This is a genomic window from Tolypothrix sp. PCC 7712, assembly GCF_025860405.1.
GTDB classification, from domain to species: Bacteria; Cyanobacteriota; Cyanobacteriia; order Cyanobacteriales; family Nostocaceae; genus Aulosira; species Aulosira diplosiphon.
Map to the genome: position 1 here is coordinate 6798682 of NZ_CP063785.1, position 25870 is coordinate 6824551.

Below are 25870 nucleotides of genomic sequence, written 5' to 3' on the forward strand. Positions count from 1 at the left end.
TACTAAATAACTGATGTAAAACTTCACAGAAAACAACAGTCATTAATTCATAAGTTAATTGTGACTGCTGCCAAGACACCCTTGATGCTTAAAATATGGCTTGGAACAACCTCTTACAACCGGACTTGATTTTAGAAGGTTCCATTTTAAAACTGACACCAGACATTATCCAGCAATATGGATTAAAGGGATTAGTGCTGGATGTCGATGAGACTTTAGTACCGATGAAAATAGGGGCGGCTTCAGCAGAATTACAACAATGGGTAGAGGAAATGCGTGCCTGTGCTGTACTTTGGTTAGTCAGCAATAACCTGAGTGAAGCGCGGATTGGGAGTATTGCCCGTTCCCTGAACCTACCTTATTATCTAGGTGCAGCCAAACCTTCACGGCGCAAAATTAGAGCCGCACTCAAAGCAATGAATTTACCCGTTCACCAAGTGGGGATGGTAGGCGATCGCTTGTTTACCGATGTCTTAGCAGGTAACCGCTTGGGAATGTTTACCATCTTGGTAGAACCAATTATCCATCCCGAAGTAGCTCTGCGCTCTCACCCCATCAGAAACTTTGAAGTTTGGGTGTCTGAAGCCTTGGGCGCTAGCATCAGCCCAAAATACACAAAAATTCACAAAGATTGATTTTTAGTTAAAAAACTAAATCTAAAAAAAACATTAAGGAATCTTTCGCAATGACAAAAATCTGGGATTATAAGTGTTAATAACATGGGGTCAGCCAAAAAAAGACCCTAACGTTTAATAAATACATATAAAACCGTAGAGCGTCAGCCCTCACTAATAGAGGTGCTGGCGCTTTACAATTTTTATTAGTCATTTGTTATTTGTGGCTTGTCCTTTGTCTGATAACAAATGACAAATGCCCTATGCCCCATACCCCATGTCTAAAACCATCGTCGTTAAAATTGGTACTTCTAGTCTGACTCAGCCAGAAACCGGACAGCTGGCACTTTCTACTATTGCGACTTTAGCTGAGACACTATCTGATTTGCAACGCCAAGGTCATCGCGTGATTTTGGTGTCCTCTGGTGCAGTGGGGGTGGGTTGTGCGCGGTTGGGTTTAACGGAACGTCCCAAAGCGATCGCTCTCAAACAAGCAGTCGCCGCAGTCGGACAAGGGCGGTTAATGCGGGTTTACGATGATTTATTTACCACCCTGCAACAGCCAATTGCCCAAGTTTTGCTGACTCGTAGCGATTTGGTGCAGCGCAGCCGCTATCTCAATATCTACAACACCTTTCGCGAACTGCTGGGACTAGGGGTAATTCCGGTAGTGAATGAAAATGATACGGTAGCGGTGGATGAGCTAAAATTTGGCGATAATGACACCCTTTCAGCATTAGTTGCCAGTTTAGTAGAAGCAGATTGGTTATTTTTGCTGACTGATGTTGATAGATTGTACTCAGCAGATCCCCGTTCTGTACCTGATGCTCAACCAATATCTTTGGTGAGTAGTATTAAAGAATTAGCCAAATTACAGATTCAGACAGGTTCTCAAGGTTCCCAGTGGGGTACTGGCGGGATGATCACCAAAATTTCGGCGGCGAGAATTGCGATCGCAGCTGGTGTGCGGACAGTAATCACCCAAGGAAGATTTCCTCGCAACATCGAAAAAATATTACAGGGGGAACCGATAGGTACTCACTTTGAACCACAGCCAGAACCCACCTCAGCCAGAAAACGCTGGATAGCTTACGGCCTTGTCCCTGCAGGAAAATTGTATTTAGATGCAGGTGCGATCGCAGCTATTTCCGAATCTGGAAAATCCTTATTAGCAGCTGGTATCAAAGCAGTAGAGGGAGAATTTGATACACAAGAAGCCGTGCAATTATGTGATAGCACTGGTAACGAAATCGCCAGAGGGCTGGTGAATTACAACAGTGAAGAACTGCAAAAAATTCGCGGTTGTCATTCACGAGAAATCCCTACAATATTGGGCTATGCTGGCGCTGAAACTGTAGTTCACCGGGATAATTTAGTGTTGACTTAGGGGTTGGGCATTGGGCATTGGGCATTGGGCATTGGGAAAAAGAGATTTTCATGTTTGGTTGTGGGTTTTTTCTGTGATGGACTAGTGGTGAATCAATCCAAAATCTAAAATCCAAAATCCAAAATTGACTACTTCTCAATCCAAAAATCCAAAATCCAAAATTGTTCTTGGCTGCTTGATGTTCCTGCCAGAGAGGAAAAGGGAATTCTAGGTTTAAGGAAAACGTCTATACCAAGCAGTCCCTAAACGGATGACTCCACAAAAATCTCATATAGTTCCTCATGTACTCAAGCAAATCGGATGCATTATTGTTTTGGCGATCGCCTACTATGGCATGGCGGAAATCTCACGCCATATAGCTTCTACACCGCAAGATGTGACTCCAGTTTGGCCCCCGGATGGAATTGCTAGTGGGGCTGTTTTGTTGTTTGGTAACTGGATTGGGTACGGTGTGTTGCTGGGTTCATTTTTCGCCAACTTCTGGGCGTTTCGAGATCCTACAAATTTTTTATCTCTGGCGATTTCAACGCTGCCGGTTTTCGTGATTGCGCTCGGCACAACATTGGGAACTATGTTGGGTGCTTTTCTACTGCGGAAAACTACCAATCTTCGCTATCCCTTAGACCATATTCCCGATGTGTTTAAATTTTTGATATTAACCAGTATGGTAGGGCCGACTATTAATGCAACGGTTGGGGTAACTTGCTTGACGTTGACTGGTAAAGTTCCTTGGGCAGTATATTGGACAGTTTGGTTAACCTGGTGGATTTCTAATGTTTCGGGAATTTTTATTGTCACCCCGATACTCCTTAGTTGGGGTCGATTCATTCAACAACACCGAGGTGCGATGCGGCAATGGTTAGCCTCCATTTTCACCTCAGAGATGGGACAATCCCAAGTAGCCTCACACCGTTGCAAATTTTGGCTAATTTTAGTAGATCCAGTGATTCTGATGAGTTTGGTGATTGTCATCACCAAAGTAGCTTTTGGAGATGGATATCACCTGGAGTATATGTTAATTCCCATGTTGATTTGGTCTGCATTTCGACTTGGTCAACCAGGTGCAACGTTATTAACTTTTATTGTGGCTGCGATCGCAGTCCTTGCTACGGTTAATGGCAAAGGTGGTTTTGCACATCAGGATCTCAACCAATCTTTGATGCAACTACAATTGTTTATTGGCGTAATTACACTCACGATTCTTGTACTGACAGCAACAATTGCAGAACGCACACAAGCAGAAACAAAGTTGCGTTTAGCTTTTGCTGAATTAGCCAGTACTAATGAAACTTTGGAATTTAGAGTCCGGCAGAGAACTGAAGAATTAAATGTTAAGAATACTGCTCTAAAGCAAACCCTAGAAACGCTGAAACAGACTCAATTACAGATGCTTCAGAGTGAAAAAATGTCTGCATTGGGTCAGATGGTAGCAGGGGTTGCCCATGAAATTAATAACCCCGTTAATTTCATTCATGGTAACTTAATTCATCTTTCTGAATATATCGAAAACTTGTTGAGAGCATTGCAAGTTTACCAGCAGCACTATCCTCATCCATCTCCAGCCTTGCAAGCAGAATTAGATCAATTGGAATTGGACTTTTTAGAGGAAGATATGGACAAAGTTCTTCAGTCTATGAAAAGTGGTACTAAACGCATCAGTACTATTGTGTTATCGTTACGGAATTTCTCACGCTTGGATGAAGCGGAATGGAAAGCGGTAGACATTCATCAAGGTATTGATAGTACCTTGGTACTTTTACAACATCGATTGCAAGCAACAAGCAATCACCCAGAAGTTCAGCTGATTAAAGACTATGGTGATTTACCACTAATTGAATGTGATGCTGGCTCTCTTAATCAAGTATTTATAAGTCTTTTGAGTAATGCTGTTGACGCATTAGAAGAATCTCATCAGCGGGGTTCATTCATGGATAATTCTGCTAACCTTAATTTCATCAGAATTCAAACTCGTCAAATAGATACAAATCGAGTGATGATTATGATTGCTGACAATGGTATAGGCATCAACCAAGAGATTTTATCTAAAATATTTGACCCTTTCTTCACTACCAAACCTATTGGCAAAGGCACTGGCTTGGGCTTATTTATGAGCTATCAAATTGTCACCCAAAAGCATGGCGGTAATCTTTGGTGTGACTCCATACAAGGTCAAGGGACGAAGTTTGTAATTGAAATTCCTGTTAAGGTAATTCGTAATTCGTAATTTAATTAACGCTCATCCTTAGTGCTGTTAAAAAATCTTCCTCTACATAAGGTTTCGTAAAGTAGGTAGTCGCGCCTAATTGCATAGCCAACTGACGATGCTGATTAGTGCTGCATGAACTGAGCATGATGACTGGGATTTTGGCTAATTGCGAATCTTTGAGACGATAGCTGAGAAACTCAAAGCCATTGAGATTAGGCATTTCAATATCACAAATCACCATTTGCACATGGGGATTTTGCTGTAACTGGGCGATCGCTTCTTGTCCATCTTCGGCTTGCAACACTTGATAACCTTCTCTTTGCAATGTCAAAGATACTATATGGCGCACGCTATGGGAATCATCTACCACCAGAATTGTTGGTTCTCGGTGAATAATTGCTGTGTCTGCTGGATTGAATAATTTAGTAGTGGAGTAAATCTGTTGACTGTGATTAATTGTCTGCTGCAACAGCGCCGCTACATCAATTAATGGCAGTAACTTGTCTTTCCAAATCGTACAACCATAAACGCAACTGGAAAATTCTTGGTCTGTTGGTAAAGGATTGATGACTAACTCTGGTTCTGCAATGAGGTATTGAATTTCTGGTTCTAAAGCCAAAATTTGCTGACCTAAGTTGAGTACTAACATTGGTTCTGGCTGACGATTTCCTAAGGGTTTGGCACTACCGTAACTGAGTAGTTCTGATAGTTGATAGTTAGGAATTACTTGTCCGCGCCAATGCAAAAACCGCTGTCGTTGAGAATAGATAATTTGGTCAGCTTCTGCAACTAAAAGTTCTTCCACGCTGTCGGAGTTGACTGTAAAAACATTCCCATCCGCTACCCAAACAAATAAATTAGCGGTTTTCAGTTTGTGTGGTGATGCTGGATTTTGACTGTTTTGGATGATAACCCCACTCGAATTAGAGGTTCCATTAGCCGCTTGGGGAGCATTTTTATTCAAGATAGATTCATAAGCTGCACGCCAACCAGCCAAAGCTACTTTCCCAATTGTTTGAGCCGCTTGTGGGGTTGTTTGTAGAGTCGCGATCGCAATTTGGGCGATCGCAATGAACTCAGAGATATTGTAGAATTCGCCAAAGCCCAAAAATAAATTTGCCTGTGCGATCAGTTGCTCTGGTAATTTATCAATGTCAGATTCCGCGAGAATTCTTTCTAGGTTTTCTAAAGCCTGAGCCATCTCTGTTGTTGGCATTAACTGAGATACACTTGCCTCTAGATAAGAAGTTTCTAGCACATCCGGCGCTATTTCTAGCTTATGGCTTAACCTAGCCTCTAGATAAGCAAAAATTGGTTCTGCTTTGGCTAAAACGCTGGTTAAATCATCAAATTCTTCTTGAACTTGTGCTGTTAGCAGCAATCGCAAACAATCATTAGCTTGTAAGAGCAAATTTGTTAGCTGCTCGTCAATTACCGCATTTTCCAGCGATATCAACCGAAAAATCTTCTCCAAACGATGAGCTAAGGTATGTATCTCAGTGAAATTCACCTGGTCTGCTGTAGTTTTAACTAACTGAGCAACTCGCACTAGACTACGTATCTTGGGAGCGCTATAGTTATGTGAAAGCTCTAGCAATCCTTCGTGAATTAGCTGTAGAAGCCCTGATGCTTCTTGCACAAAATTTTGAACAACGTTATTTTGTATACCAAAGTCAAGACCCATAGCTTATGCTGGTGTTTTTAACTATGATGATTTAATCAATTTATACTATTTATTTCAGTAGATGCACTTAATCGATTTAGTTGAGAATTTCCAGAAAATAAATTATCCAATTTACAAAAGAGAATCTTTTCTCTCTCCCTCCTGCTTGTTGAGATGCGATTAATCGCGTCTCTGTCCCCTGTCTACAACGTTTGGCAAATTTAGGGGATTGCTAAATCCGATACCTCCTACATTTCCTGTGCAAATATCGTTAGCTGGGCTAAAGAATCAGCCAGTGCTATGGCTTGCTCAGAAGTTTGATTGGCAATAGTAGCTACTTCTAAAATAGATTGATTTACAGAGCTAGAAGTTTCAATTTGGACAGCAGCAGCTTGGGAAATTTCTGCCACCAGAGTTTGCATTTCGATACTTAGTGCGATCGCCTGTTGAAATTTCTGTTGAGTTTGTGCAATCAATTCACTGCTGCTTTGTGCTTGTTCTGTGCTGGATTGCATAGCCACGATCGCGTGATCGCTTTCTATGTGAATATCCGCAACCAATGGTTGAATGTCTGTGATCTCTAATTCTAACTGTTGTACTAAGGAAAGTGCTTTTTGAGCGATCGCGGCAAATTTGTGACCTGCTTCTCCACTCCGCGATGCTTCCAGTGCTGTATGCATAGCTTGCAGCTTAATCTGAGAGATGACATTGCTGATCAGATTTATTTTCTCAGATAGCTGTTGCCAAGGTTCTTCAAGACGGTTAACTCTTTGGGCAGCTTGGAAAATAGTTTCTTGAATAGCATAGATGCTCTCTAAAATTTGGCTCATGGACTGATTTTCGTCCTGTACTGTCTGGCTGATCTGCTGTTCTTGAAGTTCTAGTTTTTGGGCATAATTGACCATTCTCTGAGTCAAATCACCCAACATTTGAGTTTGATTGTAGATAAATTCAATAGATTGCAACTGCGTCAGCGCCACATTTGTCGAAAGGGTTTGCACAACTACATTCCCATTTCTCAGCAGTTCGGAAACCTGTAGCTTGAGTTCTTCGTGTTTTTGAGACTGCTCAAAAGATGTCGCGGTGGCAGCTTGGTATGCTTGATCTACTTGGTTCAACAGCCTGGCGTGTTCCAGAGCAAATCCGACTTGCATGGCGACTTGAGCGAACAAATCAATCTCAGATTTTTGCCAATCACGGGGGCCAGAACATTCATGAGCAATTAATAAGCCATATAGCTGACCATCTTTGAGAATCGGTGCCACTAAATTGGCTGTGACGGCAAAAGGTTCGAGTTGACTCAGGTGACAATCAGTTAAACCAGCTTCATAAACATTGTTGACAGCTTGGACTCGACCTACTTGGTACTTTTCTATATAGCCTTCTGCAAAACAAGGGTCTCTGATAATCGCCCACAAAGCTTTAGGAAAGCCGGGAAGTACTGATTCGGCAATTACAGTGCCATACCAATCTGGATCAAAACCATAAACTATCACGCGATCGGCACTAATTGCTTTGCGGACTTCTTCCACTGTGGTTTTAAGGACATCCTCTTCATTGAGGGATTCTTGAATGCGGCGAGTAATATCTACTAGCAAATGAGTTCGTACAGCTTCAGCATCAATTCGCTGGAGTAGCCGCGCATGGTCGAGAGCAAATCCAACTTGCATGGCAATTTGAGTGAACAAATCAATCTCAAATTTTCGCCAATCACGGGGAGCAGAACATTGATGGGCAATTAATAAACCAAATAGCTGGTCATCTTTAAGAATCGGTGCAACTAAATTAGCTTTAACACCAAAGGGTTCAAGTTGCCTCAGGTGACACTCCGTTAAACCAGCTTCATAAATATTGCTGATCGCTTGCACTCGGCCAGCTTGGTACTTTTCTATATAGCCTTGGGCAAAGCAAGGATCTTTGATTTTGGCTCGCAAGGTTTTAGCAAAACTCGGCAGCACTGATTCTGCAATGACAGTACCATACCAATCGGAATCAAAACCATATACGATGACGCGATCAACGCTCAGAGTCTTGCGGACTTCTTCCACTGTGGTTTTGAGAACATCCTCTTCGTTGAGTGATTCGCGAATGCGGCGGGTAATATCTACAAATATCTGAGTTTGATCGGCTTTGCTCTCTACCTGTTCTAGGAGGTTAGTGTAGTTAAGGACAAATCCTAATTGCGTGGCGATTTGAGCAAACAAATCAATTTCTGACTGCTGCCAAAAGCGAGGTTTTGTACACTCATGGGCAATTAATAAGCCAAATAGTTGATTTTTCTGCAAAATTGGTACAACTAAATTAGCTTTGACAGCAAATCGCTCTAAAAAGTCAACTTGAGCAGCACTGAGCTCGACTTGATTGATGTCATCAATAGCAACGATGTGGCCATTTTGGTATTCTTCTATGTCTTCGCCACCAACGAAGGTAACAGAGACTGTAGTCCGCAAGGTTTTTGGTAATCCGAATCCCACTGATTCGGCAACAAAGGTGCCTTCTCTATGGGGATGAAAGCGAAAGATGGTCACGCGATCGCTATTTAAGGCTGTGCGAACTTCTTCAACGGTGGTTTTGAGAACATCTTCCTCGTTGAGACATTCTTGAATGCGCCGGGTGATATTCATTAACACTTGGACGCGTTCAGTTTCTTGTTCTTGTTTCCAGAGCAAATCTGGCAGCTGTTTTTTGATTAAGCTGATATTTTTCTCTAACACCACCAGTTCATCTTTAGAGGCGATCGCACCCCGAATTCCCGCTTGATCTGGTAGTAGCCGCCGCACAATATTATTAGAAAGGGCCGCCGCATTCAGCAGGGGACGCAAGGCGCGATTAGTCAACAAGACTGCGATCGCACCCACCAACAAAGTTGTTACCCCTGTCCCCATTAACAATAGCGATAACTGGTTTTGTAGCGCCAGTTTAGTTGCTGTTAACTGTTTAATACTTAATGGTTTTGTATAGGAAATCTGCTCGCTAATTTGCTGGCTGCCAATGTAATAAGTTGCAGACCCAACTGCTAACACGGGCAGCATACTAATAGCACAAGACCAAAATGTGGCCTTGGCTTTCAAACTCCAATCTTTCTGTGCCAAACGCTGAGAACTAGGAATTTGAATTATTGTTGGACGTTTTGCACTATCTAAATTCGAGTTCGCTATATCTTGTTGATTACCCTCTAACTGATGATTTTTTTGATGACCTACTTGCTTTTTTGGAGAATAATTAGACATAAATACAATCAGCTTGTGCGGCGAACTTTATACAACAAAAAACATCTGTTACCAGATTCATTTCATCAACATAGTTGGTAGGGTAATGCACTTGTTGCGATTGCTGCTTCGTCAAAGATAGGTCAAAAAAGCGCAACTTTTCCCTGATTATATGGGAGGCTTTTATCCAGAAAGATAGTTACCACAAAGAAGAGCAAATTTGATTTTTCTCATCTGGGTTCAAATAGCTTTATAACTCTTAAGTAGTTTGATTTTTACTTTCTGAACTTACTGCCTCTTTTATAGAGTTAGACGCACCAATTTATACTTATTAGTATTGACTATATTAGTGTTTAATTTACCAGAAGTATATTAAAAATTTTTTTTAATTGTTAATATGCAGCAAGTAGCTTGATAAAGATTTAAAATAAATATATTTATCTCTATCTAAACGATGATCAATTCAAAGCTAATCTCAGTTTAACATTGTTATTTACTAATATTGCTGAGTATAAAAAATGACTTTATATTTTAATAGTATTGTAATGTGTGTGAAAGCAATAGCACAGCACCATGTTTGCTGCTACGTAAGACTATTAAGCGCGCTTATTAAGGCTTAAGTTTTAATACAGTATCAAAGACAAAGGAAAAATATCCTCTGTATGAGGAACTTTCCAGGAATCAATTACTCAATTCCGGCATTGAATATACCAATCAGATTTCTGCTTCCTCAGCCACCTCTGTTCAATCAAGCGATTGTTTGATTTGGAAGTCCCTTATTGCACTAGCACGAAATTATAACCAGTGCTAGAAGCGCAAGGCTTACCTGACTCACAAGGCTCAATCCTGGCTAAAAATACTCCACCTTGGCGCTGACCTGATGCTGAAAACTGAATTTTACCTGTGGCTCCCATTGCAGAAAAATTGGGATTTGATAGTACTTTTTGTAAGCCTTGACGAGTACTATTTTCTTTTAAACCGGCAATAATTACTTGCATTGCATCATAGGCTGTAGCAGTTCGCGGACTGACATCTCCACCCCAAAGTTTTAAGGCTCTATCAGCAAAGGAATTACCTTTATCCATACTCCGGTTAGCATCACGATGCCAAGGTACAGGTACTACCATGCCTTTGATATCGCCTTGCCCAAACTTCAAAATTCTTTCACTGTATAGCTGTTGAGAACCAAAAAGTGTCAGCCTATTTCGATTTGCTTTTGCCACATCCACTGCTACGTTGAGGCTACTTGTACGGGGAATTAATAGTAAAGCTTCTGCGCCATCACTAATAGCCTTGGGAATGACATCATTAGCTCTAAAATTCGCAGCCCCTAAATCGCAATCTGTAGCAGTAACTTTTCCACCTGCTTTAGTGATGAACTCAGTGTATTCTTTAACAATATCTTGATTTAATCTTTCTTGATTTGACCTATCTTGATTAGATGTATCTTGGCTAGTTCTAAATGATGTATCCCGGCAAATAGCTATATTAGTGCGGCGTTCTTTTTTAACAATAAATTCAGCTAAAGCTTGATTGAAAATTTCCCGATTAGGGCTGATATTAAATACATATTTACTATCGCCATAGGCCTGTGCCTGATTTTGTCCCATTTGATTTCTGGAACTTCCCGGAGAAACTCTCACTAAACCATTCTTTTTATAGAGTTCTTCGTTCCGTCCAAAACCTACTACTGCTAACACATTAGAGTCTTTGACTAATTCATTATCTATTTTATCAAGTTGGTCAAAGCTATTTAAATTAGAAATTTCCAGTTGCAATGGTACGCCATTAATTCCTCCACTGCTATTAATTTCATCTTGCGCTTGCGCCACACCGCGTAAAGTTTCTTTAGCCTCATTTAAGCTATTACCAATGGGTACAATTACGCCTACTTTTAATGCTTTAGAGTTACCAATTTTGGCATTATTTAAATAAATTAATGTCTCTGGATCGTTCCGCATAGTTTGCAGCGATGCTTGAAATTTGATAATAGCTGTGCCAAAATCACCAGATTTGACTGCATTCACCCCAGCTTCTTTATTATCTGTTTTATCGGCGGTTACCAAAAGTTTTTCACCCAAACTCATCCATTCTGGAGTAGGTGGGCGTGAGGTTCCCCTGGGAGTAACCATAGAATTTGGTGTAGATTGAATCTCCGGCGAAAATTTACTGACTAAGCCTAAAATTACCGCTACCAGCACTCCAGCAATTCCCAGAGAGGCTAGCAAACGAATATTCTCTTGTTTAGTTGTCATCAATAATTCCTCAATTAATTAAGTTAAATTTATCTGAAAATTGCTTTTACAATAAACCGATATTCAAAAATAATCAGAAATATTTAGACATTAGTTTATTCATTAACTGTGATGTACCCGACAAAATAAATGCCAACAAGCCAGCTAAAATAATTAACAAAAACGCAACTATCAACCCATTAATGCCTGAGCGTAAAGGATTAATAATTTGCCAGCGCTGGAAGATAAACACGATAAATAAATTGGTTATTAGCGCAATTAAAAATAAATAACTCTTCTCAAATACAGGGCGAGATTGAATAAAAATTACAAATCCTAAAATTATCAACCATAACCCCGAACTAATCAACGTAGTTCCTAAAAAACTCAGTAAGACAATAGCTAAAAAAGAACTACCTGTACCTACAATCACAGCCCCAGGTAATAGTTCTGATAGCGATATGTGTGAAACACTTTGGTTAGTTTGTTGGGGAATCCGTCCCCGTGATTGAAATAACTGTTCTGGTGAAAAGATGGTATGTGGTACCTTGGGATTTAAACCTGGCTGAACATTTAAATCTAATAATACTGCCTGAGCAGATTGATAACGTTGCTCGTGGTTTTCTGGCATTAACCTATCGAGAATCAGCCCTAATTCCTGACTAATTGGTTGCGACAATTGACTGCGCCAATTATTAGTCCAGCTAAAACCTTGCTTCATCCATAGTTGGGATGGAGTCACGTTAGTCAGCAGATGAAAACAAGTGATTCCCAAACTATATAAATCGCTAGACGGGTAAGCAGTACCTAACTGCAGTTGTTCTATTGGTGCATAGCCCAAAGAACCGATAATTGTTCCTGGTGCTGTGTTTGCTGCTTCTGTTTTTTGCTTGGATACACCAAAATCAATCAACACTAACTTACCATCATGTTGACGGCGAATAATATTTTCGGCTTTAATATCGCGGTGGATAACTTGTTGTTCGTGGATGGTATTCAGAACAGGTAACAAGTCACTTAATAGCTGACGAATTTTTGTTTCATCAAATACTCCCTGCTGCTTTAACTCCTGCAACAGATTTTGTCCCTCAATCAACTCTTGCACTACATACAGGTAGTCATTTTCTTTAAAGTAAGCTAAAAGTGTGGGGATTTGGTCATGTTTTCCTAACTCTTGTAAGCGTTTAGCTTCTCTCTCAAACAACTCAGTTGCTTTTTTTTGAGCATCGCTACCGCCACCACTGTAAAATTGACCGCGAACTAGCTGTTTAACAACACATTTCTCGTTGAGCTTGTCTATATCTTCTGCTAGATAAGTACGTGCAAACCCTCCTCTGCCAATTGGTTGGATAATACGATAACGATTTCTTAGTAGATACACTAATCCTGTTCCACAGCTTAAACAAAAGTGGGAGCCTTCAGGATTTTGAGGATTTGGACAATCGGGGTTTAGGCAGCAGATCATATAGCTATCGCTGTCATTTTATTAACAACTAAAATATATCTTAAATTCTCTTGTACTCCGGTACTGATCTCTCTTTTACTAATAATTCTTATAGTTTTGCTGTTAAACGATTCCTATGGGATTTTGACAATAGACTCAGTTGCACATTTGCCTATTCGACACTTAAACTTTTAGGGTGCGTAATTTATGCAAAAAATCAACTGGATTTCTATATCTATACAGACAAGAAGACATTTATGATTGTTGCGACCAATCTCTTTTAGTTAGCTAATTTTAATTCTGCTAAAGCAACAGCACCCCATAAAGGCGCATCATCAGCTAAAGCCGCTGAAACAATTTCAAAATCAACTTCTGGTAGTGCTGTTTCTCTTGCTACCTGACGTAAAACTTCCCACCATTGAGTGCCAGCTTTAGTTACACTCCCACCTAAGATAAATAATTGCGGGTTGACTAAGTTTGCTATATTACCTATACCTGTACCTAAAGCCCAAGCAGATTTGCGTAAAACCTCTACAGCTAAATCATCCCCAGCAGCAGCCGCTTGACTGATTAATTGTCCTGTTAATAGTTCTAAATTATCCTCTACCAAACTCCGCAATATCTTTCCTTCCCAGAGTTTCGGCTGTGCTGTTAAAGCTTCCCTGGCATTTTGCACCATGTAGGGGCCGGAAGCCAAACGTTCCACACATCCACGTTTACCACATAAACATACCGGGCCAGCTGGGTCTACTACAATATGTCCAATTTCTCCAGCCATCCCCCCTGTACCGCGCCAAGGCTGACCATTAGCGATCGCTGGTGATAGGCGACGTTCATAACGCAGCCATTGTCGAGAACCAACATTTACCGTTGCTGCGGCTAACTTAGTTCCGCCAAAGTCGAGAGCTAATATTGATGTCATACAATTTTAGATTTTGAATTTTAGATTTTGGATTTGAGATTTTGAATTTTAGATTTTGGATTATTTTTTGGATTTAGCTTGTGCAAATCCATTTATCGCTATCATCTTTTACTTTGAGCAGCAGATCTCAATGATGCTCATGATTGAATTGCTCAGTTTTTTCCGAATCTAAGACTCCATCAATAAACTGTTGCAACCGTTCATAATGGGTTCCTTTCCAATAAATTTGAGCGCAGCTTTGGCAACGATGAAATTCCTGATTTTGTAATTGCACACTTTCAGGAAGTAGATGCATGATAGTTTCCTTCGCTATCGATTCAAGCAAGCCATTGCAACGCAAACATCTTTGAAAGGGTGATACTAACTTAAACAAATCAAAGCGTCGTAGTATTTCTATGATTTGCTGTTGAGGATTTGTGCTTCTAACGTAATAACCATGCGTTACAAGACTACGCATTAATAAACCCTTATCACGTGTCAAAAGAATCCGTTCTTGGCTGTGAGAAACTTCAGCTAATTCTTCATCACCATAATCATTACGATATAAAGTATCAAAACCTAACAGTCTTAAAGATGTGGCTAACTTACCTAAATGAATATCTAAAACAAAGCGAATAATACTCAGTGGTTGCGGACGCACAGAAATACTGGATGTATTTGTCTCAGAGATAGGATAAACATTGATAATGTCTCCATCCTGAACAATATAAGAAAAATCTACATAATTATTATTTACTTCAATAGCATCAACTTCTGGATGGGGAACACCTAACGACTCAATCATATCTTTAATTGAGGCTCTTTCCCCAAAATTATGTATGATTTTGACTCGCCTTTTATTGCGTGGTAAAAAATCGTTTAATTCTGCATAAAAGTGGAAATAAGTAATAGCCATAATGGTAATTGGTAATTGGTAATGGGCAATTGGTAATGGGAAATTTGCGGTATTAGTTACCTCTAATTTATTCCTCTCAGCTAAAACACATCTATTGTGCATATTAAAATTTTATCAATCTCCTTTGGGGTAGGCATCTTGCCCACTGGGTTGATGCAATTTAAACACTGATTAGCTGATACGATTTTTCACAACACTCCGTAACCTTTGATTTCTTGGAAAAATTCTCTTTCCTCACACGAACGAAGTTTAATTACCAATAGGACTTACGCAAAAGTCACGTAATTAAGTCATTACGAGCGCAGCGACATAATCGCCTGAGATTCTGGGATTGCTTCCCTACACTTCGTTCCGGTCGCAATGACAAATTTTGCTTGCGTAAGTCCTGACCAATTACCAATTACCAATTTATCAAGTAGTGTATTCGGCGTTAATTTTCACATAGTCGTAACTCAAGTCACAACCCCAAGCTTTACCAGTACCATAACCATTACCAACGCTCACAGAGATTAATACTGTATCTTCTTTGAGATAAGCACCTGCTGCGGCTTGTTTTAAATAAGCACTCGCTACTGCACGATCAAATGATAGCGGTTGACCATTTTCTAAAAGTAAAAAATCCCCTAGCTTGATTTGCAAATTTTCTTGCTCAAAGGGTACACCTGCACGTCCAGCGGCGGCGGCTATCCTTCCCCAGTTAGGATCGCGGCCAAAAATTGCAGATTTCACTAAGGATGAACCTGCAATAGTTTTAGCGATTTGACGCGCTGAAGTTTCATCATGGGCCCCTGTAACTTGCACTTCCATTAGACAAGTTGCACCTTCACCATCACGGGCGATCGCTTTTGCTAAATGCTGGCATACTGCTGTTAACATCGCTTCTAGTTTTTCCGCTTCTGTCCCCATTTCGATAATCGCTGGAGTGCGGGATTGTCCATTGGCTAAGGCGATTAAGCTGTCATTGGTGCTGGTATCACCATCAACGGTAATGGAATTAAAGCTTCTGTCGGCGGCGCGACTCAACATTTGTTGCCAAAGTGCTGGCGATACAACTGCATCACAGGTAACAAATGCCAGCATAGTTGCCATATTTGGGTGAATCATCCCCGAACCTTTGGCAATTCCACCAATTCGCACCGGGCGATCGCCTATAGTTGTCTCTAAGGCAATGGATTTAGGCACCAAATCTGTAGTGATAATTGCTCCCGCAGCTGCATCTGAGCCTGTTTCTGAAAGTGCAGCTACTAGTTGCGGAATTCCGGCTTTAAGTTTATCCATCTTGATGCGCTGTCCAATCACCCCAGTGGAAGCCAATAACACAGATTCACTAGGGATATTCAAAGCTTGGCCTACTGTCATCGCTGATTCCAAAGCATCAAACCAGCCTTGAGTACCTGTAGCGGCGTTTGCTTGTCCAGCATTACAGAGAATTGCCCGTGTATTCTGCTTGGCTTGTAAGCGTTGGCGACAATAATCTACACAGGCGGCTCTAACTTGACTAGTGGTAAACACACCTGCTGCGATCGCTTCCACATCTGACCATATCAAAGCTAAATCAGGTAATCCCGAAGGCTTTAAACCTGCGGTAATCCCTGCTGCTCGATATCCCCTTGGTGCTGTGATACCACCTGTAATCTCCTGCCAGTCTGCCATGATGATTCTCCCACAACTATCTAATGGCTCGACTGGCGATTATACCAAGTCTTATGTAATTCAAAATTCAAACTTCAAAATTCCATAGGATTGGGGACTGGGGACTGGGGACTGGGGACTTGGGGATGAGGGAGATGAGGGGAAATAACAAACACCAAACACCAAACACCAATTACCAATTACCAAATGACCCTTGACAAATACCAAAAATTGAAAAAGGAGAGCCACTTGGGCAGCTCTCCAGATCATCAGGGTGCATCTATATACCACATCATAACATATTTTTGCTGAGGGGCAATACCCCTTAATCAGGTTTTTATGAAAATATGGTGAAGTTGGCTTTCAGGTTAACACAAAAAATACAAAAGGCAACTACTTTGGCAAATTTTCAAATTATCAGGGTGCATTTACTTAGCAGATGAGTAGATTTTTAACATGAGTGATACTACTTGTTATTAAATGCCTTGATTCAAAATTCTGATGAAGACTCCTGATAATCAGCTACAGATTAGCCAGTACAGACGCGATCGCGTCTAATGTTTTGCCTAGCAGAAATTCTCAAAGATGATACTTGAGTGGTTTCTACTTTCTTTAGAGTTAAGAGACTACTAGTTAAGCTCATCTCACCCCTAAAAGTTCGTGGGCAGAGGAAAAGCTACCAATGCCCAATGCCCTAAGTAAACCTTCCCGCCGATTTTTTGTAATTCACAAAAAAAAGAGAGCTACTTGGGCAGCTCTCCAGGTCATCAGGGTGCATCTATATAACATGAGTATAGCATCTTTGTGGTGATGGGCAAGACCCCCCAATGAAAGTTTTTTGTATAAATTTTTGGCAAATTTTTTGAGGCTGGGTTTGCTCAATCAAAAGCAGCGCTACTTAGATAGCTTTTGAGAGCATGAGCGTATATTGTTAACAGAGTATAACATTTTGGTGGTGAGGGGTATAACCCATCTTCATAATCTCTTGTTATCACATTTTGTAAAGCAACTACCGAACACTAGCGATATCAGAGGGTACAAGCGTGTAGTGCGATCGCCTTAACTCTTCAATGATAATTGACAGCTGACCACAAACCAAAATTTAAACCTGAACCCGAATGCAGAATTGGTAGTATTTAAATGCCGACTTACTTAGGATAAGGAAATAATGCAACGGCTTCATACTGGCAAGTGGCGTGTCAGTATGGAAGAAATAGCGCAGGAGTTAGTGAAGCAAAAAGATGAGCGTCAGCGTCCCTATTCAAGCTATCGAACTTACTCCCGGTAGCCAGATTATGATCTCTAACCTCTCCTGGCAAGACTTTGAGCAAATTCTCACCGACTTAGGAGAAAAGCGCAGTAGTCGCGTCACTTACTACCGAGGGATTTTAGAAATCATGTCCCCACTAGCCTTGCATGAACGTCCCCACCGCATTATTGCCGATGTCGTCAAAGCTATTTTGGATATTCAAGAACGAGATTGGGAAGATTTCGGTTCAACTACTCTAAAACGTCCAGAAATTGCTGGTATTGAACCAGATACTTGCTTCTACATCCAAAACGCTGGCCGAGTACAAGGCTGTACCAATTTGGATTTAACAGAGTATCCACCGCCAGATTTAGCCATAGAGTCTGATGTTACCTCTACAACCACCCTTGATGCTTACGAAGCGATGGGTATTCCCGAAGTTTGGATTTACCGCAACAAACAGTTAAAAATATATCTTCTTTCTAATGAAGGCTATGTGGAAGCTTCCATCAGTCCCATCTTTCCGGATCTACCCTTAACCGAACTAATTCCTCAAATGGTGCAAAAAGCCATTGATAGAGGAACCAGTAAAATGTTGCGCGACTTGAAAAGCCAATTTCGCCAGCTATAAACTTTTAAGAATCAATAGAGTTAAATATTTATGTCTCAGCAATATTCAATTGAAGAAATTCCGGTTAACTTTAACAGAATTATTGAAGAAGTTGAACAAGGCGAACCGATACAGATTACACGGCAAGGTCAGCAAGTAGCAGTTATTCTGTCATCTGCAGAATACGAGAGATTGTTGAATAAAAGCCCTCGTTTTTGGGAATCTGTCACAAAATTTCGCCAAGAAATCATAGAAGAAGGCATCGATATTAATCCCGATGAAGTATGGCAGGATGTACGCGATAAATCTTCTGGGCGTGAGGTGAATCTTTGAGTCTTTTCTTATTGGATACTAACATCATCTCTGAACCATTGAAGTTACAACCGAATCCGACTATTATCTCTATGTTGCAACGGTATCAGGGAGAAGTTACTATTTCCTCAGTTACATGGCATGAATTATTATTTGGTTGCTATCGTCTGCCAGCTTCTAGAAAGCGAGAGAGAATTGAGCAGTATTTGCAAGATATAATTGAACCAAATATTCCCATTCTTCCCTACAATGTCGCCGCATCTGAATGGTTTGCCCTAGCACGAGCAAGGTTGACATTAATTGGTAAACCTCCAGCTTATGCAGATGGATAAATTGCTGCGATCGCTCAAGTGAATAATCTCACTCTGGTAACAAATAATATTTCAGACTATGCAGATTTTCAAAACTTGAAAATAGAGAACTGGTTTGTTATCTAATCAGTTAAGAAAATTAATTGATAACAAAACCAAAAAACTAGTACAGCACGGCGTAAATAGCGCAAAGTTGGCGGTGTCGGTTTCCGTCCCGCCAAACTTTGTAAGAGAAACAGACCATTCAAAATCAACAAAAAACAGAATAATAATTTTGGAGGGGGTTTGGGGGACGCAACCGTCACCCAATCGGGGGTTTGGGGGATTCTCCCCCAATTGAAAGAGCTTTTTTAATCAGTGACAAATCAATCGCTAATGAGCTTAACCTAAGCGTATTGATCTAAAAATATGGCGATCAAAGCAAACTTAGTAAAAATTTCCTATAAAAAATTCCCTCAGAAATTCTGAGGGAGGGTTGAGAAGGAGTCTATGTGATGGGAAAACTATGCAGGGTTAAATTGAGATCTGCGTTGTAGTAGTTGGATAATCGCAGCTTTCTCTAAAATTCCCACGAGTACGCCATTTTCACGAATTACAGGAAGTGCAGAGATTTGTTGTTGTTCAAGTAGCTGAACTACTTCTACTAATGGCTTGTCTGATTGGACTGTGGTAGATTCTGCAATTGGTCGCATTACTTGTTTAACTTGAGTTTCTGACCACTCGGCTGTAGGGATGGTTCGCAAATCATGAGCTGCGATCGCACCTACTAATTGTCCTTCATCATCGGTTACTAAGAAGCGATGCCATTGTTCGCCACTTAAGATGCGTTCATCAGCGAATTCTCTAAGAGTTAGGTTAGCAGAAACAATCGGACTATTTGGGGTGACAACATCCGCAGCAGTTAAACCTGTGAGTTTTTCTTGGACTCTAGCAAATTGCGCGGCGTTACCTGCGTTTTGCAGCAAGAAGAACCCGATTAACAAGTTCCAGATATTCGCAAAGCTACCGAAGAATAGTATGGGAAGTAAACCAGAAGCGATCGCAACCCAACCAAATATCTGTCCAACTCGGCTGGCAAAAGTCACGCCTTTATAAGGATTGCCTGTAATCTTCCAAACTAAGGCTTTCAGTATATTACCCCCATCTAAGGGCAAGCCAGGAATGAGGTTAAATAGCGCTAATGCCAGGTTAACAGCAGCTAACACACCTAATATTGCTGCGAGTGGCCCGGTGGCGGCTGTAGCGTAACCAATACCTGTAGTTAAACCGCAGATTAAGAGACTAACTAACGGCCCTGCGATCGCTACCCAAAAAGCTTCACCAGGGGTTTTCGATTCTTTCTCTAAGCTGGCTAAACCACCAAAGATAAATAATGTGATTGATTTAACATCAATTCCTTGGCGAATAGCTACAAAGCTATGTCCTAATTCATGGGCGACGACAGAGGCAAATAACAACAGCGCTGTCATCAATCCTAGTACTAAAGCTAGTCCTCCAGATAATTGCGGGAATTGCCCCATCAGTCCGCTGCTATAAGTCCAAGTTACTAAACCCAGAACTAAAAACCACGACGGATGGATATAGAAGGGAATCCCAAAGAGATTACCAACGCGTATTGTGCCATTCATGTCGTTCACCTTTGATTTTTGTTTCTAGAGGTTTGCTTTCATTCCTCTTGATGTTTCCAGTGTAACGAAATGTAAACGAACATTAATCTTTCTGTTGGTAGGGGTGTCCGTCTTTATAGGTGCGGTTATTTCGATTTAGCTGTGTTTACAGATGTCGGCAAAGCGTAAAAACCTAAATGATTGCCAACTGGACGTTCCCGCATAGGTAGTTTGGTATGAGCAGGAGCATTTAATATCTTTGCGCCATTAGCTTTTCCCATAACTAGTGTGACTGAACCACCACCATCCATATTGATTGCAGCATCAGCACCTAAATCTATAGCAGTCTTGGTTAATTCAGTGAGAGTCAATCCTTCACTATAGAAAGGTTGTTTGCCATCTACAGCAATTAGCCAGAGTTTATTACCCTTCTGGTTGATTGCTGCTGCTAAACGTGGGTAAGGTTTATTTTCTTGTAGATGAGAAATCACAGGCTTGCCCTCAGTAACTAACATTTCTTGCCCTGCAATGGCTTGAAATGTATCTTTTGGGCATTTGCCATTAGCAAAGATTTGCGCCAGATTATTTTGGGCAAAGCACAGCACAGCCTTATTTTCTTCTGGCTTGGAATAACGATGTCCATTAGAAATGACTTCTCCTAAAGGATAGGAAGGATCGCCGCTATGAGGATAGTAGTCCCAAGGAGATTTTTCATAAAAATGATGGAAATAACTTCCATTTACCGCCAATTGCAACTTAAATTCATTCAGAAATTCTGAGGTAGTTCGGGCGTTAGTTTTTTTACCTTTCTCAGGTAAGCCGGGAGTTACCAAAGGTTTGACTCCCGGCGCGCTCAAGTCAATAGTGACGATATGAAGCATCACTGGACGCATCTGGGAAACAGCGCGACGTTGATACACAATTCCCTGAAACAATACTTGCTGGCGATCGCTTCGGGATGGACGTAAAATACACAACCATCCATAGAACAGTGCGGGTGCTAAAAGCAAGCTAGAAAGACCTGCCAGCAAAAATCTTCTGATGTAAACTTTGTAGCGATGATGCATAGCTCAATTAAGTAACAGCAGTCAATCTCATGTTTATGCACCCCTAATATCAAAATTGCAGTCTATGTAATTCTGACGAAGAAATCTACTAACTAAAGTTATAGTGTTAGCCTAACGTACTGTCTGATAGGTTGTGGTGCGTCAGAAAACTCTCTGCTTTCGTTCCAAAGAGAAAAACTGTACTGGGAGATTTTTCTAGAAATTCCTACCTAAGACACTATCTAGATTTGTTAGTGTAGACATAATGAAAATAGTGCTCATGGTGCTGGCGTAGTTAGGCAACTTCTATCGAGCGGTAAATCGTTATTAAAATTAATACTTAGAGAAAGAATTATGACGGCATTTGAACCAAAAAGCATCCGTTCTTATAGCCAAGAAGAGGTACAGCAGATTCTCCAGTTGGCGATCGCAAGTCATGCTGAAAATATAGATAGAGAATTTTCCTATCAGGAGTTAATAGAAATCGCCGCTGAGTTAGAAATTTCTCCAGATACCTTACAACTAGCAGAACGCGACTGGCAAGTGCAACAGAGCGAAGTGCAACGTCGGCAAGTTTTTAACCTTTACCGCCGAGGTAGATTTAAAAAGCGTTTGGGCAATTATGCGATCGTCAATGCTTTTTTTATCCTAGTTGATTTAATTAGTGGTGGCGGTGTCTCTTGGGCACTGTATATTTTGCTATTCTGTAGTTTCTTGGTGGGGCTTGATATCTGGAATACCTTCCAAACTCAAGGTGAAGACTACGAAAAAGCTTTCCAACGCTGGAATCGCACACACCAAATTAAACAAACTATCAATTCAGTTTTGAATAGGTGTTTTAAAGCATTGCAGACTTAAGTAGTACGGCGAAATTAAAGAGAACTGCTAAGGGCTGTCATTTGTCAGGCTTTCTGATGGCTCATGACTTACTTGGATATCATTAAATATTTGTGGGTGAAGGACACAAGGATAAAAGGCAAAACAAGAACCTTTAACCCTTACCCTTTAACCTTTTCCCCCCAAACCTTGTTGATACTCTGCTGACTCCACCAACTCATAAGTATCTCCCAAGGCTACAGCAAACTTTTGTTCAATAGCTGCTAATTCTTCTAGCGGTATAGCTTGCCATTGCTCTTTTGTTGCCCAACGAATCACAAATATAATTTCTGTAGGATCTTGGGGATTCAGCCAAACTTCTTTACCCAGGAACCCAGAATATTGAGCAAGGGCTGTTGTCCAGATTTCCGCATCCTTCTGGATAAAGATTTCCTGCATCTGGGAAGGAATTTTAAACTTAAGGAATTCTATAACTATGCCCTGCATTCCTTGTATTTGCCAATTTGCCAAAATAGAGTTGTAGGCTAGAGTAACTACGCTTTTAGCATAGCTGATTTGCGTAGAAGTTATAGCAAGGGCTGGCTGTCTTCAAATTAGGGGCTAGGGACTAGAGAAGAGTGATTATCATGTTTGGTTGTGGGATTTGCCCGCGATTAGCTAGTTTTAAATAATTAAGAGGAAGGGAGTATGGATAATAACAATTGGATGCAGCAGTTAGTAATGCTTGGTATTGGCACAACATCTTTAGTAGCTGACAAACTGCGACAAGTCAGTGATGAATTAGTCAAAGATGGCAAGCTGAATCCTGAGCAAGCAAAAGCTGTGATGGATGATATTGTACAGCAGTTGCGATCAGAGCAAGGCACTTGGGAAACTCAGATGCAACGGCAAATGCGTAATATGATGCAAGATTTAGGAGTAGCTCGTCAGTCAGAGGTAGACGAGCTACGGGGTAGAATTGACCGTTTAGAACGTCAAGTGCGGGATTTAGAAAATAAGCTTTGGCGTTAGGATATCACTTTGTGCTTTAAACTAATTTGTGTCCTATTGGTCATTTTTTCCAAACTACCTAAGTAGGGAGGGTTAATTTTGAAAGCAATTATACTCAGCGTTGGATTAATGCTGGCGTGTGTTGTGGTTTTAGTATTAGCGCAAATTGGCGGCAGTAAACAAGACTCTGCCATTGCTGCTAATCTCAGCCAACCAACACCAGCAGCCATAGCTGTCCCTGAAAACAATACCTTGATTGCGAGCAATACTATGTCTGATGCCAATGCTGTCACTACCCCTTCTGGATTGAAGTACATTGAACTAAAAGAGGGGACTGGTGCAACTCCTCAAACCGGACAAAAGGTTGTAGTTCACTACACCGGCACTCTAAAAGATGGTACAAAGTTTGATAGTTCACGCGATCGCAATCGTCCTTTCGAGTTTAATATCGGACGCGGACAAGTGATCAAAGGCTGGGACGAAGGACTCAGTACAATGAAAGTCGGCGGTAGTCGTCAGCTAATTATCCCGCCAGAGTTAGGTTATGGCGCTCGTGGTGCTGGTGGTGTAATTCCACCCAACGCTACCCTGATTTTTGACGTGGAATTACTAGATGTTAACTAGGGATTAGGGACTGGGGACTGGGGACTAGGGACTGGGGATTGAATTCTGTTCTAGCCCCAGTAATCAATTATTTAATAATTACTAGTTAATAATTATTGGGCCTGGCTAGGTTTTTAAACTTTGTAAACTGAGGATCGAATAAAAGTTTAACTGTACCTGTTGGGCCGTTACGGTGTTTAGCTACTATCACTTCTGCAATACCGCGATCGGGACTATCATTATTGTAGTAATCGTCCCTATATAACATGATTACTAAATCCGCATCCTGTTCAATAGAATTATGAACTATGATGTTGTTTGCAATGAAATTATGTAGATTAGGAACTGTTAAATCATAAACTTCTTCTTCCCCATCAGGTTGGATTGCAACGATTTCATCCCAATAAATATCGCTATTAGCTAAAAGATTTATTTCTGCTGATTTGACAACTGTAGCCAGTCTTGAAGCTCTTTCTCGGCTCACATTTTGCTTATAAAGTGTTGTTCCACAATGAGCAACATCAGCTAAAGATTGCATTGGTAAAGCTAGGCGATCTCCTATTTCTAAACTGTCCAGTCTCTTCCAGCCATTAATAGTTAAAAATTTGTGATTACCTGTGGCTCGAATTTTACGCCCTAAACGAGTTTTTAATAAAAATATAGGCTTGACTCCTGTTGAAAAGGCATTACTAACTATTGCTTTTTCTAACTGCATTGTCGCTTCATTTAATGCCAAAACTGAAAAGCCAGATTTGCCTACTAAATTACGAATTGGTACTTGTACTCCAGTATCTGCTAAGGTCACTAAAGTATCGCCAGTTAAACATCCAGATTCTCTTAAATCTGACAGCATTGGGCGTTTATTAGTACGTGCTTCCACCCCTCGACTTAACTGAGATAAAGCAATAACTGGAACCGATAATTCCCGCGCTAAACCTTTTAAAGAACGTGTAATTTTAGATAATTCTTGTACACGGTTATCACCTGCTCCTTCCATCAATTGCAAGTAATCTATCACAATTAAACCCAGTTCCATGCCTTGTTCGGCTTGCAATCGTCTTGCCTGACTACGCATTTGGGTTACTGTAATATTTGGCGTGTCATCAATAAAAATTGGCATCTCTGAAAGCATACCAATAGCGCGGCTTAAAGGTTCCCATTGTGCTTGACTAAGTCTGCCACTTCTTAAATAACCACTTTCAATTCCTGCTTCACTTGCTAATAGACGCTGTACCAGTTGTTCTTTAGACATTTCTAAACTGAAAACAGCAACTGGCATTCTATGAGAAGCAGCAATATTATAAGCAAGGTTCAGGCAAAATGCTGTTTTCCCCATTGCCGGCCTTGCAGCCACAATAATCAAATCAGAACGCTGAAAGCCACTAGTAAGAGCATCTAAATCGTAAAAACTACAAGTAATTCCAGGTAAAGCAATACCTTGATTTCGCTCTTCAATATCCTGAAAATTACTAATTAATGTATCTGAAATATGAACTAATCCTGATTGGGCACGTTCTTGAGTAATGCCAAATACTTTTTGTTCTGCTTGATCTAAAACAATTGGTAATTCTTTCTCTGTTTCGTAACCAAGATGAACAATTTCATTACCAGCTTTAATTAACTGTCGCCGCTGGTATTTATCCATGACTAAGCTTGCTAAAGCGTCAATATTGACGGCTGACACTGTGCGATCTACAAGGGTGGCTAATTTATTTCTCCCGCCAATCCGATTGAGCAAATCGTGATCCGCTAGCCAACTTGTCACTGCTAGTAAGTCTGTAGGTTTACCCTGCGCGTGTAGTCGCAATGCTGCTTGATAAATATCTTTATGGGCGCTAATGTAAAAAGCTTCGGCAACTAAGCGATCGCTGACTCTTCCAATCGCTTCTGGATCGAGCAAAATCCCCCCCAAAATCGCTTCTTCTGCCTCAATATTTTGGGGTGGAAGGCGATCGCTACCATTGCCCTGAAAACTTAGTTCTTCAGCCATAAGCGATGTTCAACTGGCGAGCCAGATTGCTTTGTTACCTTGATGATAAAAAATTGCCAATAATTCGTAATTGTGAATTCGTAATTCTTGATTAGTCCGTAGATGAATT

20 protein-coding genes are annotated in these 25870 nt (G+C 40.8%); 9 read left to right on the plus strand and 11 right to left on the minus strand.

The features are described from left to right. Nucleotides 1–95 precede the first annotated feature (95 nt). The 3 genes from HGR01_RS28095 to HGR01_RS41845 all read left to right on the plus strand — a co-directional run bounded on the left by HGR01_RS28095 (nucleotide 96) and on the right by HGR01_RS41845 (nucleotide 4225). Nucleotides 96–635 carry a YqeG family HAD IIIA-type phosphatase gene (locus tag HGR01_RS28095; protein WP_045872369.1) on the plus strand — a complete coding sequence of 180 codons (540 nt, stop codon included), beginning with the start codon at nucleotides 96–98 and terminating at the stop codon, nucleotides 633–635. A 256-nt stretch (nucleotides 636–891) separates the two neighbouring features. Next, nucleotides 892–2001 (plus strand): glutamate 5-kinase, encoded by a 1110-nt coding sequence (proB, locus tag HGR01_RS28100; protein WP_045872452.1) that lies wholly within the window; start codon nucleotides 892–894, stop codon nucleotides 1999–2001. 250 nt (nucleotides 2002–2251) lie between these two features. Beyond that, nucleotides 2252–4225, plus strand: coding sequence for an MASE1 domain-containing protein (locus tag HGR01_RS41845; protein WP_045872368.1), 1974 nt, complete (start codon nucleotides 2252–2254; stop codon nucleotides 4223–4225). A gap of 1 nt (nucleotide 4226) precedes the next feature. Here HGR01_RS41845 and HGR01_RS28115 read toward each other — a convergent pair whose 3' ends face one another. From HGR01_RS28115 to argJ, 7 genes are all read right to left on the minus strand, one after another. Beyond that, nucleotides 4227–5891, minus strand: coding sequence for a response regulator (locus HGR01_RS28115; RefSeq protein ID WP_052335310.1), 1665 nt, complete (start codon nucleotides 5889–5891; stop codon nucleotides 4227–4229). Nucleotides 5892–6118: 227 nt separating this feature from the next. Beyond that, complete coding sequence (locus tag HGR01_RS28120) at nucleotides 6119–9100, minus strand: GAF domain-containing protein (RefSeq protein ID WP_045872367.1); 2982 nt, start codon at nucleotides 9098–9100, stop codon at nucleotides 6119–6121. 755 nt (nucleotides 9101–9855) lie between these two features. Continuing rightward, entirely contained in the window at nucleotides 9856–11334 is a 1479-nt protein-coding gene (locus HGR01_RS28125; protein ID WP_052335309.1) for an ABC transporter substrate-binding protein, read from the minus strand. Between the two features lie 73 nt (nucleotides 11335–11407). Next, nucleotides 11408–12778, minus strand: coding sequence for a serine/threonine-protein kinase (locus tag HGR01_RS28130; protein WP_045872366.1), 1371 nt, complete (start codon nucleotides 12776–12778; stop codon nucleotides 11408–11410). Between the two features lie 259 nt (nucleotides 12779–13037). Next, nucleotides 13038–13679, minus strand: a complete 642-nt coding sequence (locus HGR01_RS28135; protein WP_045872365.1) for an ROK family protein — start codon at nucleotides 13677–13679, stop codon at nucleotides 13038–13040. A 127-nt stretch (nucleotides 13680–13806) separates the two neighbouring features. Next, nucleotides 13807–14574, minus strand: a complete 768-nt coding sequence (locus HGR01_RS28140; protein ID WP_045872449.1) for a Mut7-C RNAse domain-containing protein — start codon at nucleotides 14572–14574, stop codon at nucleotides 13807–13809. Between the two features lie 411 nt (nucleotides 14575–14985). Beyond that, a complete protein-coding gene (gene argJ / locus HGR01_RS28145; RefSeq protein WP_045872364.1) occupies nucleotides 14986–16227 on the minus strand; it encodes a bifunctional ornithine acetyltransferase/N-acetylglutamate synthase in 1242 nt (413 codons plus the stop codon). A 1274-nt stretch (nucleotides 16228–17501) separates the two neighbouring features. On the opposite strand from argJ, the gene HGR01_RS28150 reads away from it, so the two are divergent. From HGR01_RS28150 to HGR01_RS28160, 3 genes are read left to right on the plus strand one after another with little or no spacing between them, the layout of a single operon-like run. Beyond that, nucleotides 17502–18086 (plus strand): Uma2 family endonuclease, encoded by a 585-nt coding sequence (locus HGR01_RS28150; RefSeq protein ID WP_264263933.1) that lies wholly within the window; start codon nucleotides 17502–17504, stop codon nucleotides 18084–18086. A gap of 30 nt (nucleotides 18087–18116) precedes the next feature. Continuing rightward, entirely contained in the window at nucleotides 18117–18398 is a 282-nt protein-coding gene (locus HGR01_RS28155) for a type II toxin-antitoxin system Phd/YefM family antitoxin (RefSeq protein WP_045872361.1), read from the plus strand. Further along, nucleotides 18395–18709, plus strand: a complete 315-nt coding sequence (locus tag HGR01_RS28160) for a PIN domain-containing protein (protein ID WP_309227632.1) — start codon at nucleotides 18395–18397, stop codon at nucleotides 18707–18709. The genes HGR01_RS28155 and HGR01_RS28160 overlap by 4 nt, the downstream gene beginning before the upstream one ends. Before the next feature lie 482 nt (nucleotides 18710–19191). On the opposite strand, the gene HGR01_RS28165 is transcribed toward HGR01_RS28160, so the two are convergent. Then, on the minus strand, nucleotides 19192–20316 hold the full coding sequence (locus tag HGR01_RS28165; protein WP_045872359.1) for a site-2 protease family protein: 1125 nt from the start codon (nucleotides 20314–20316) through the stop codon (nucleotides 19192–19194). A gap of 125 nt (nucleotides 20317–20441) precedes the next feature. Then, nucleotides 20442–21362 (minus strand): phosphodiester glycosidase family protein, encoded by a 921-nt coding sequence (locus HGR01_RS28170; RefSeq protein ID WP_194007730.1) that lies wholly within the window; start codon nucleotides 21360–21362, stop codon nucleotides 20442–20444. A gap of 333 nt (nucleotides 21363–21695) precedes the next feature. Here HGR01_RS28170 and HGR01_RS28175 point away from each other — a divergent pair, with 333 nt between their 5' ends. Beyond that, on the plus strand, nucleotides 21696–22199 hold the full coding sequence (locus tag HGR01_RS28175) for a 2TM domain-containing protein (protein ID WP_045872358.1): 504 nt from the start codon (nucleotides 21696–21698) through the stop codon (nucleotides 22197–22199). A 147-nt stretch (nucleotides 22200–22346) separates the two neighbouring features. On the opposite strand, the gene HGR01_RS28180 is transcribed toward HGR01_RS28175, so the two are convergent. After that, the gene (locus HGR01_RS28180) at nucleotides 22347–22655 is read right to left on the minus strand and encodes a TIGR03792 family protein (protein ID WP_045872447.1); all 309 of its coding nucleotides are present in this window, start codon (nucleotides 22653–22655) and stop codon (nucleotides 22347–22349) included. 210 nt (nucleotides 22656–22865) lie between these two features. On the opposite strand from HGR01_RS28180, the gene HGR01_RS28185 reads away from it, so the two are divergent. Together HGR01_RS28185 and HGR01_RS28190 are read left to right on the plus strand one after the other, a co-directional pair. Then, on the plus strand, nucleotides 22866–23189 hold the full coding sequence (locus tag HGR01_RS28185) for a phasin family protein (RefSeq protein ID WP_045872357.1): 324 nt from the start codon (nucleotides 22866–22868) through the stop codon (nucleotides 23187–23189). Nucleotides 23190–23267: 78 nt separating this feature from the next. Continuing rightward, a complete protein-coding gene (locus HGR01_RS28190; protein WP_045872356.1) occupies nucleotides 23268–23792 on the plus strand; it encodes an FKBP-type peptidyl-prolyl cis-trans isomerase in 525 nt (174 codons plus the stop codon). Nucleotides 23793–23877: 85 nt separating this feature from the next. Here HGR01_RS28190 and dnaB read toward each other — a convergent pair whose 3' ends face one another. Further along, nucleotides 23878–25761: a replicative DNA helicase gene (gene dnaB / locus HGR01_RS28195; protein WP_045872355.1), complete on the minus strand. Its 1884-nt coding sequence runs from the start codon at nucleotides 25759–25761 to the stop codon at nucleotides 23878–23880. Nucleotides 25762–25870: the final 109 nt, after the last annotated feature.

Coding starts and splice junctions, on each gene's coding strand:
- HGR01_RS28165 (WP_045872359.1), bottom strand. CDS start 20,316: ATGAATGGCACAATACGCGTTGGTAATCTCTTTGGGATTCCCTTCTAT.
- proB (WP_045872452.1), top strand. CDS start 892: ATGTCTAAAACCATCGTCGTTAAAATTGGTACTTCTAGTCTGACTCAG.
- HGR01_RS28130 (WP_045872366.1), bottom strand. CDS start 12,778: ATGATCTGCTGCCTAAACCCCGATTGTCCAAATCCTCAAAATCCTGAA.
- HGR01_RS28135 (WP_045872365.1), bottom strand. CDS start 13,679: ATGACATCAATATTAGCTCTCGACTTTGGCGGAACTAAGTTAGCCGCA.
- HGR01_RS28150 (WP_264263933.1), top strand. CDS start 17,502: ATGATCTCTAACCTCTCCTGGCAAGACTTTGAGCAAATTCTCACCGAC.
- HGR01_RS28185 (WP_045872357.1), top strand. CDS start 22,866: ATGGATAATAACAATTGGATGCAGCAGTTAGTAATGCTTGGTATTGGC.
- HGR01_RS28175 (WP_045872358.1), top strand. CDS start 21,696: ATGACGGCATTTGAACCAAAAAGCATCCGTTCTTATAGCCAAGAAGAG.
- HGR01_RS28125 (WP_052335309.1), bottom strand. CDS start 11,334: ATGACAACTAAACAAGAGAATATTCGTTTGCTAGCCTCTCTGGGAATT.
- HGR01_RS41845 (WP_045872368.1), top strand. CDS start 2,252: ATGACTCCACAAAAATCTCATATAGTTCCTCATGTACTCAAGCAAATC.
- HGR01_RS28095 (WP_045872369.1), top strand. CDS start 96: ATGGCTTGGAACAACCTCTTACAACCGGACTTGATTTTAGAAGGTTCC.
- HGR01_RS28170 (WP_194007730.1), bottom strand. CDS start 21,362: ATGCATCATCGCTACAAAGTTTACATCAGAAGATTTTTGCTGGCAGGT.
- HGR01_RS28140 (WP_045872449.1), bottom strand. CDS start 14,574: ATGGCTATTACTTATTTCCACTTTTATGCAGAATTAAACGATTTTTTA.
- HGR01_RS28120 (WP_045872367.1), bottom strand. CDS start 9,100: ATGTCTAATTATTCTCCAAAAAAGCAAGTAGGTCATCAAAAAAATCAT.
- argJ (WP_045872364.1), bottom strand. CDS start 16,227: ATGGCAGACTGGCAGGAGATTACAGGTGGTATCACAGCACCAAGGGGA.
- dnaB (WP_045872355.1), bottom strand. CDS start 25,761: ATGGCTGAAGAACTAAGTTTTCAGGGCAATGGTAGCGATCGCCTTCCA.
- HGR01_RS28155 (WP_045872361.1), top strand. CDS start 18,117: ATGTCTCAGCAATATTCAATTGAAGAAATTCCGGTTAACTTTAACAGA.
- HGR01_RS28115 (WP_052335310.1), bottom strand. CDS start 5,891: ATGGGTCTTGACTTTGGTATACAAAATAACGTTGTTCAAAATTTTGTG.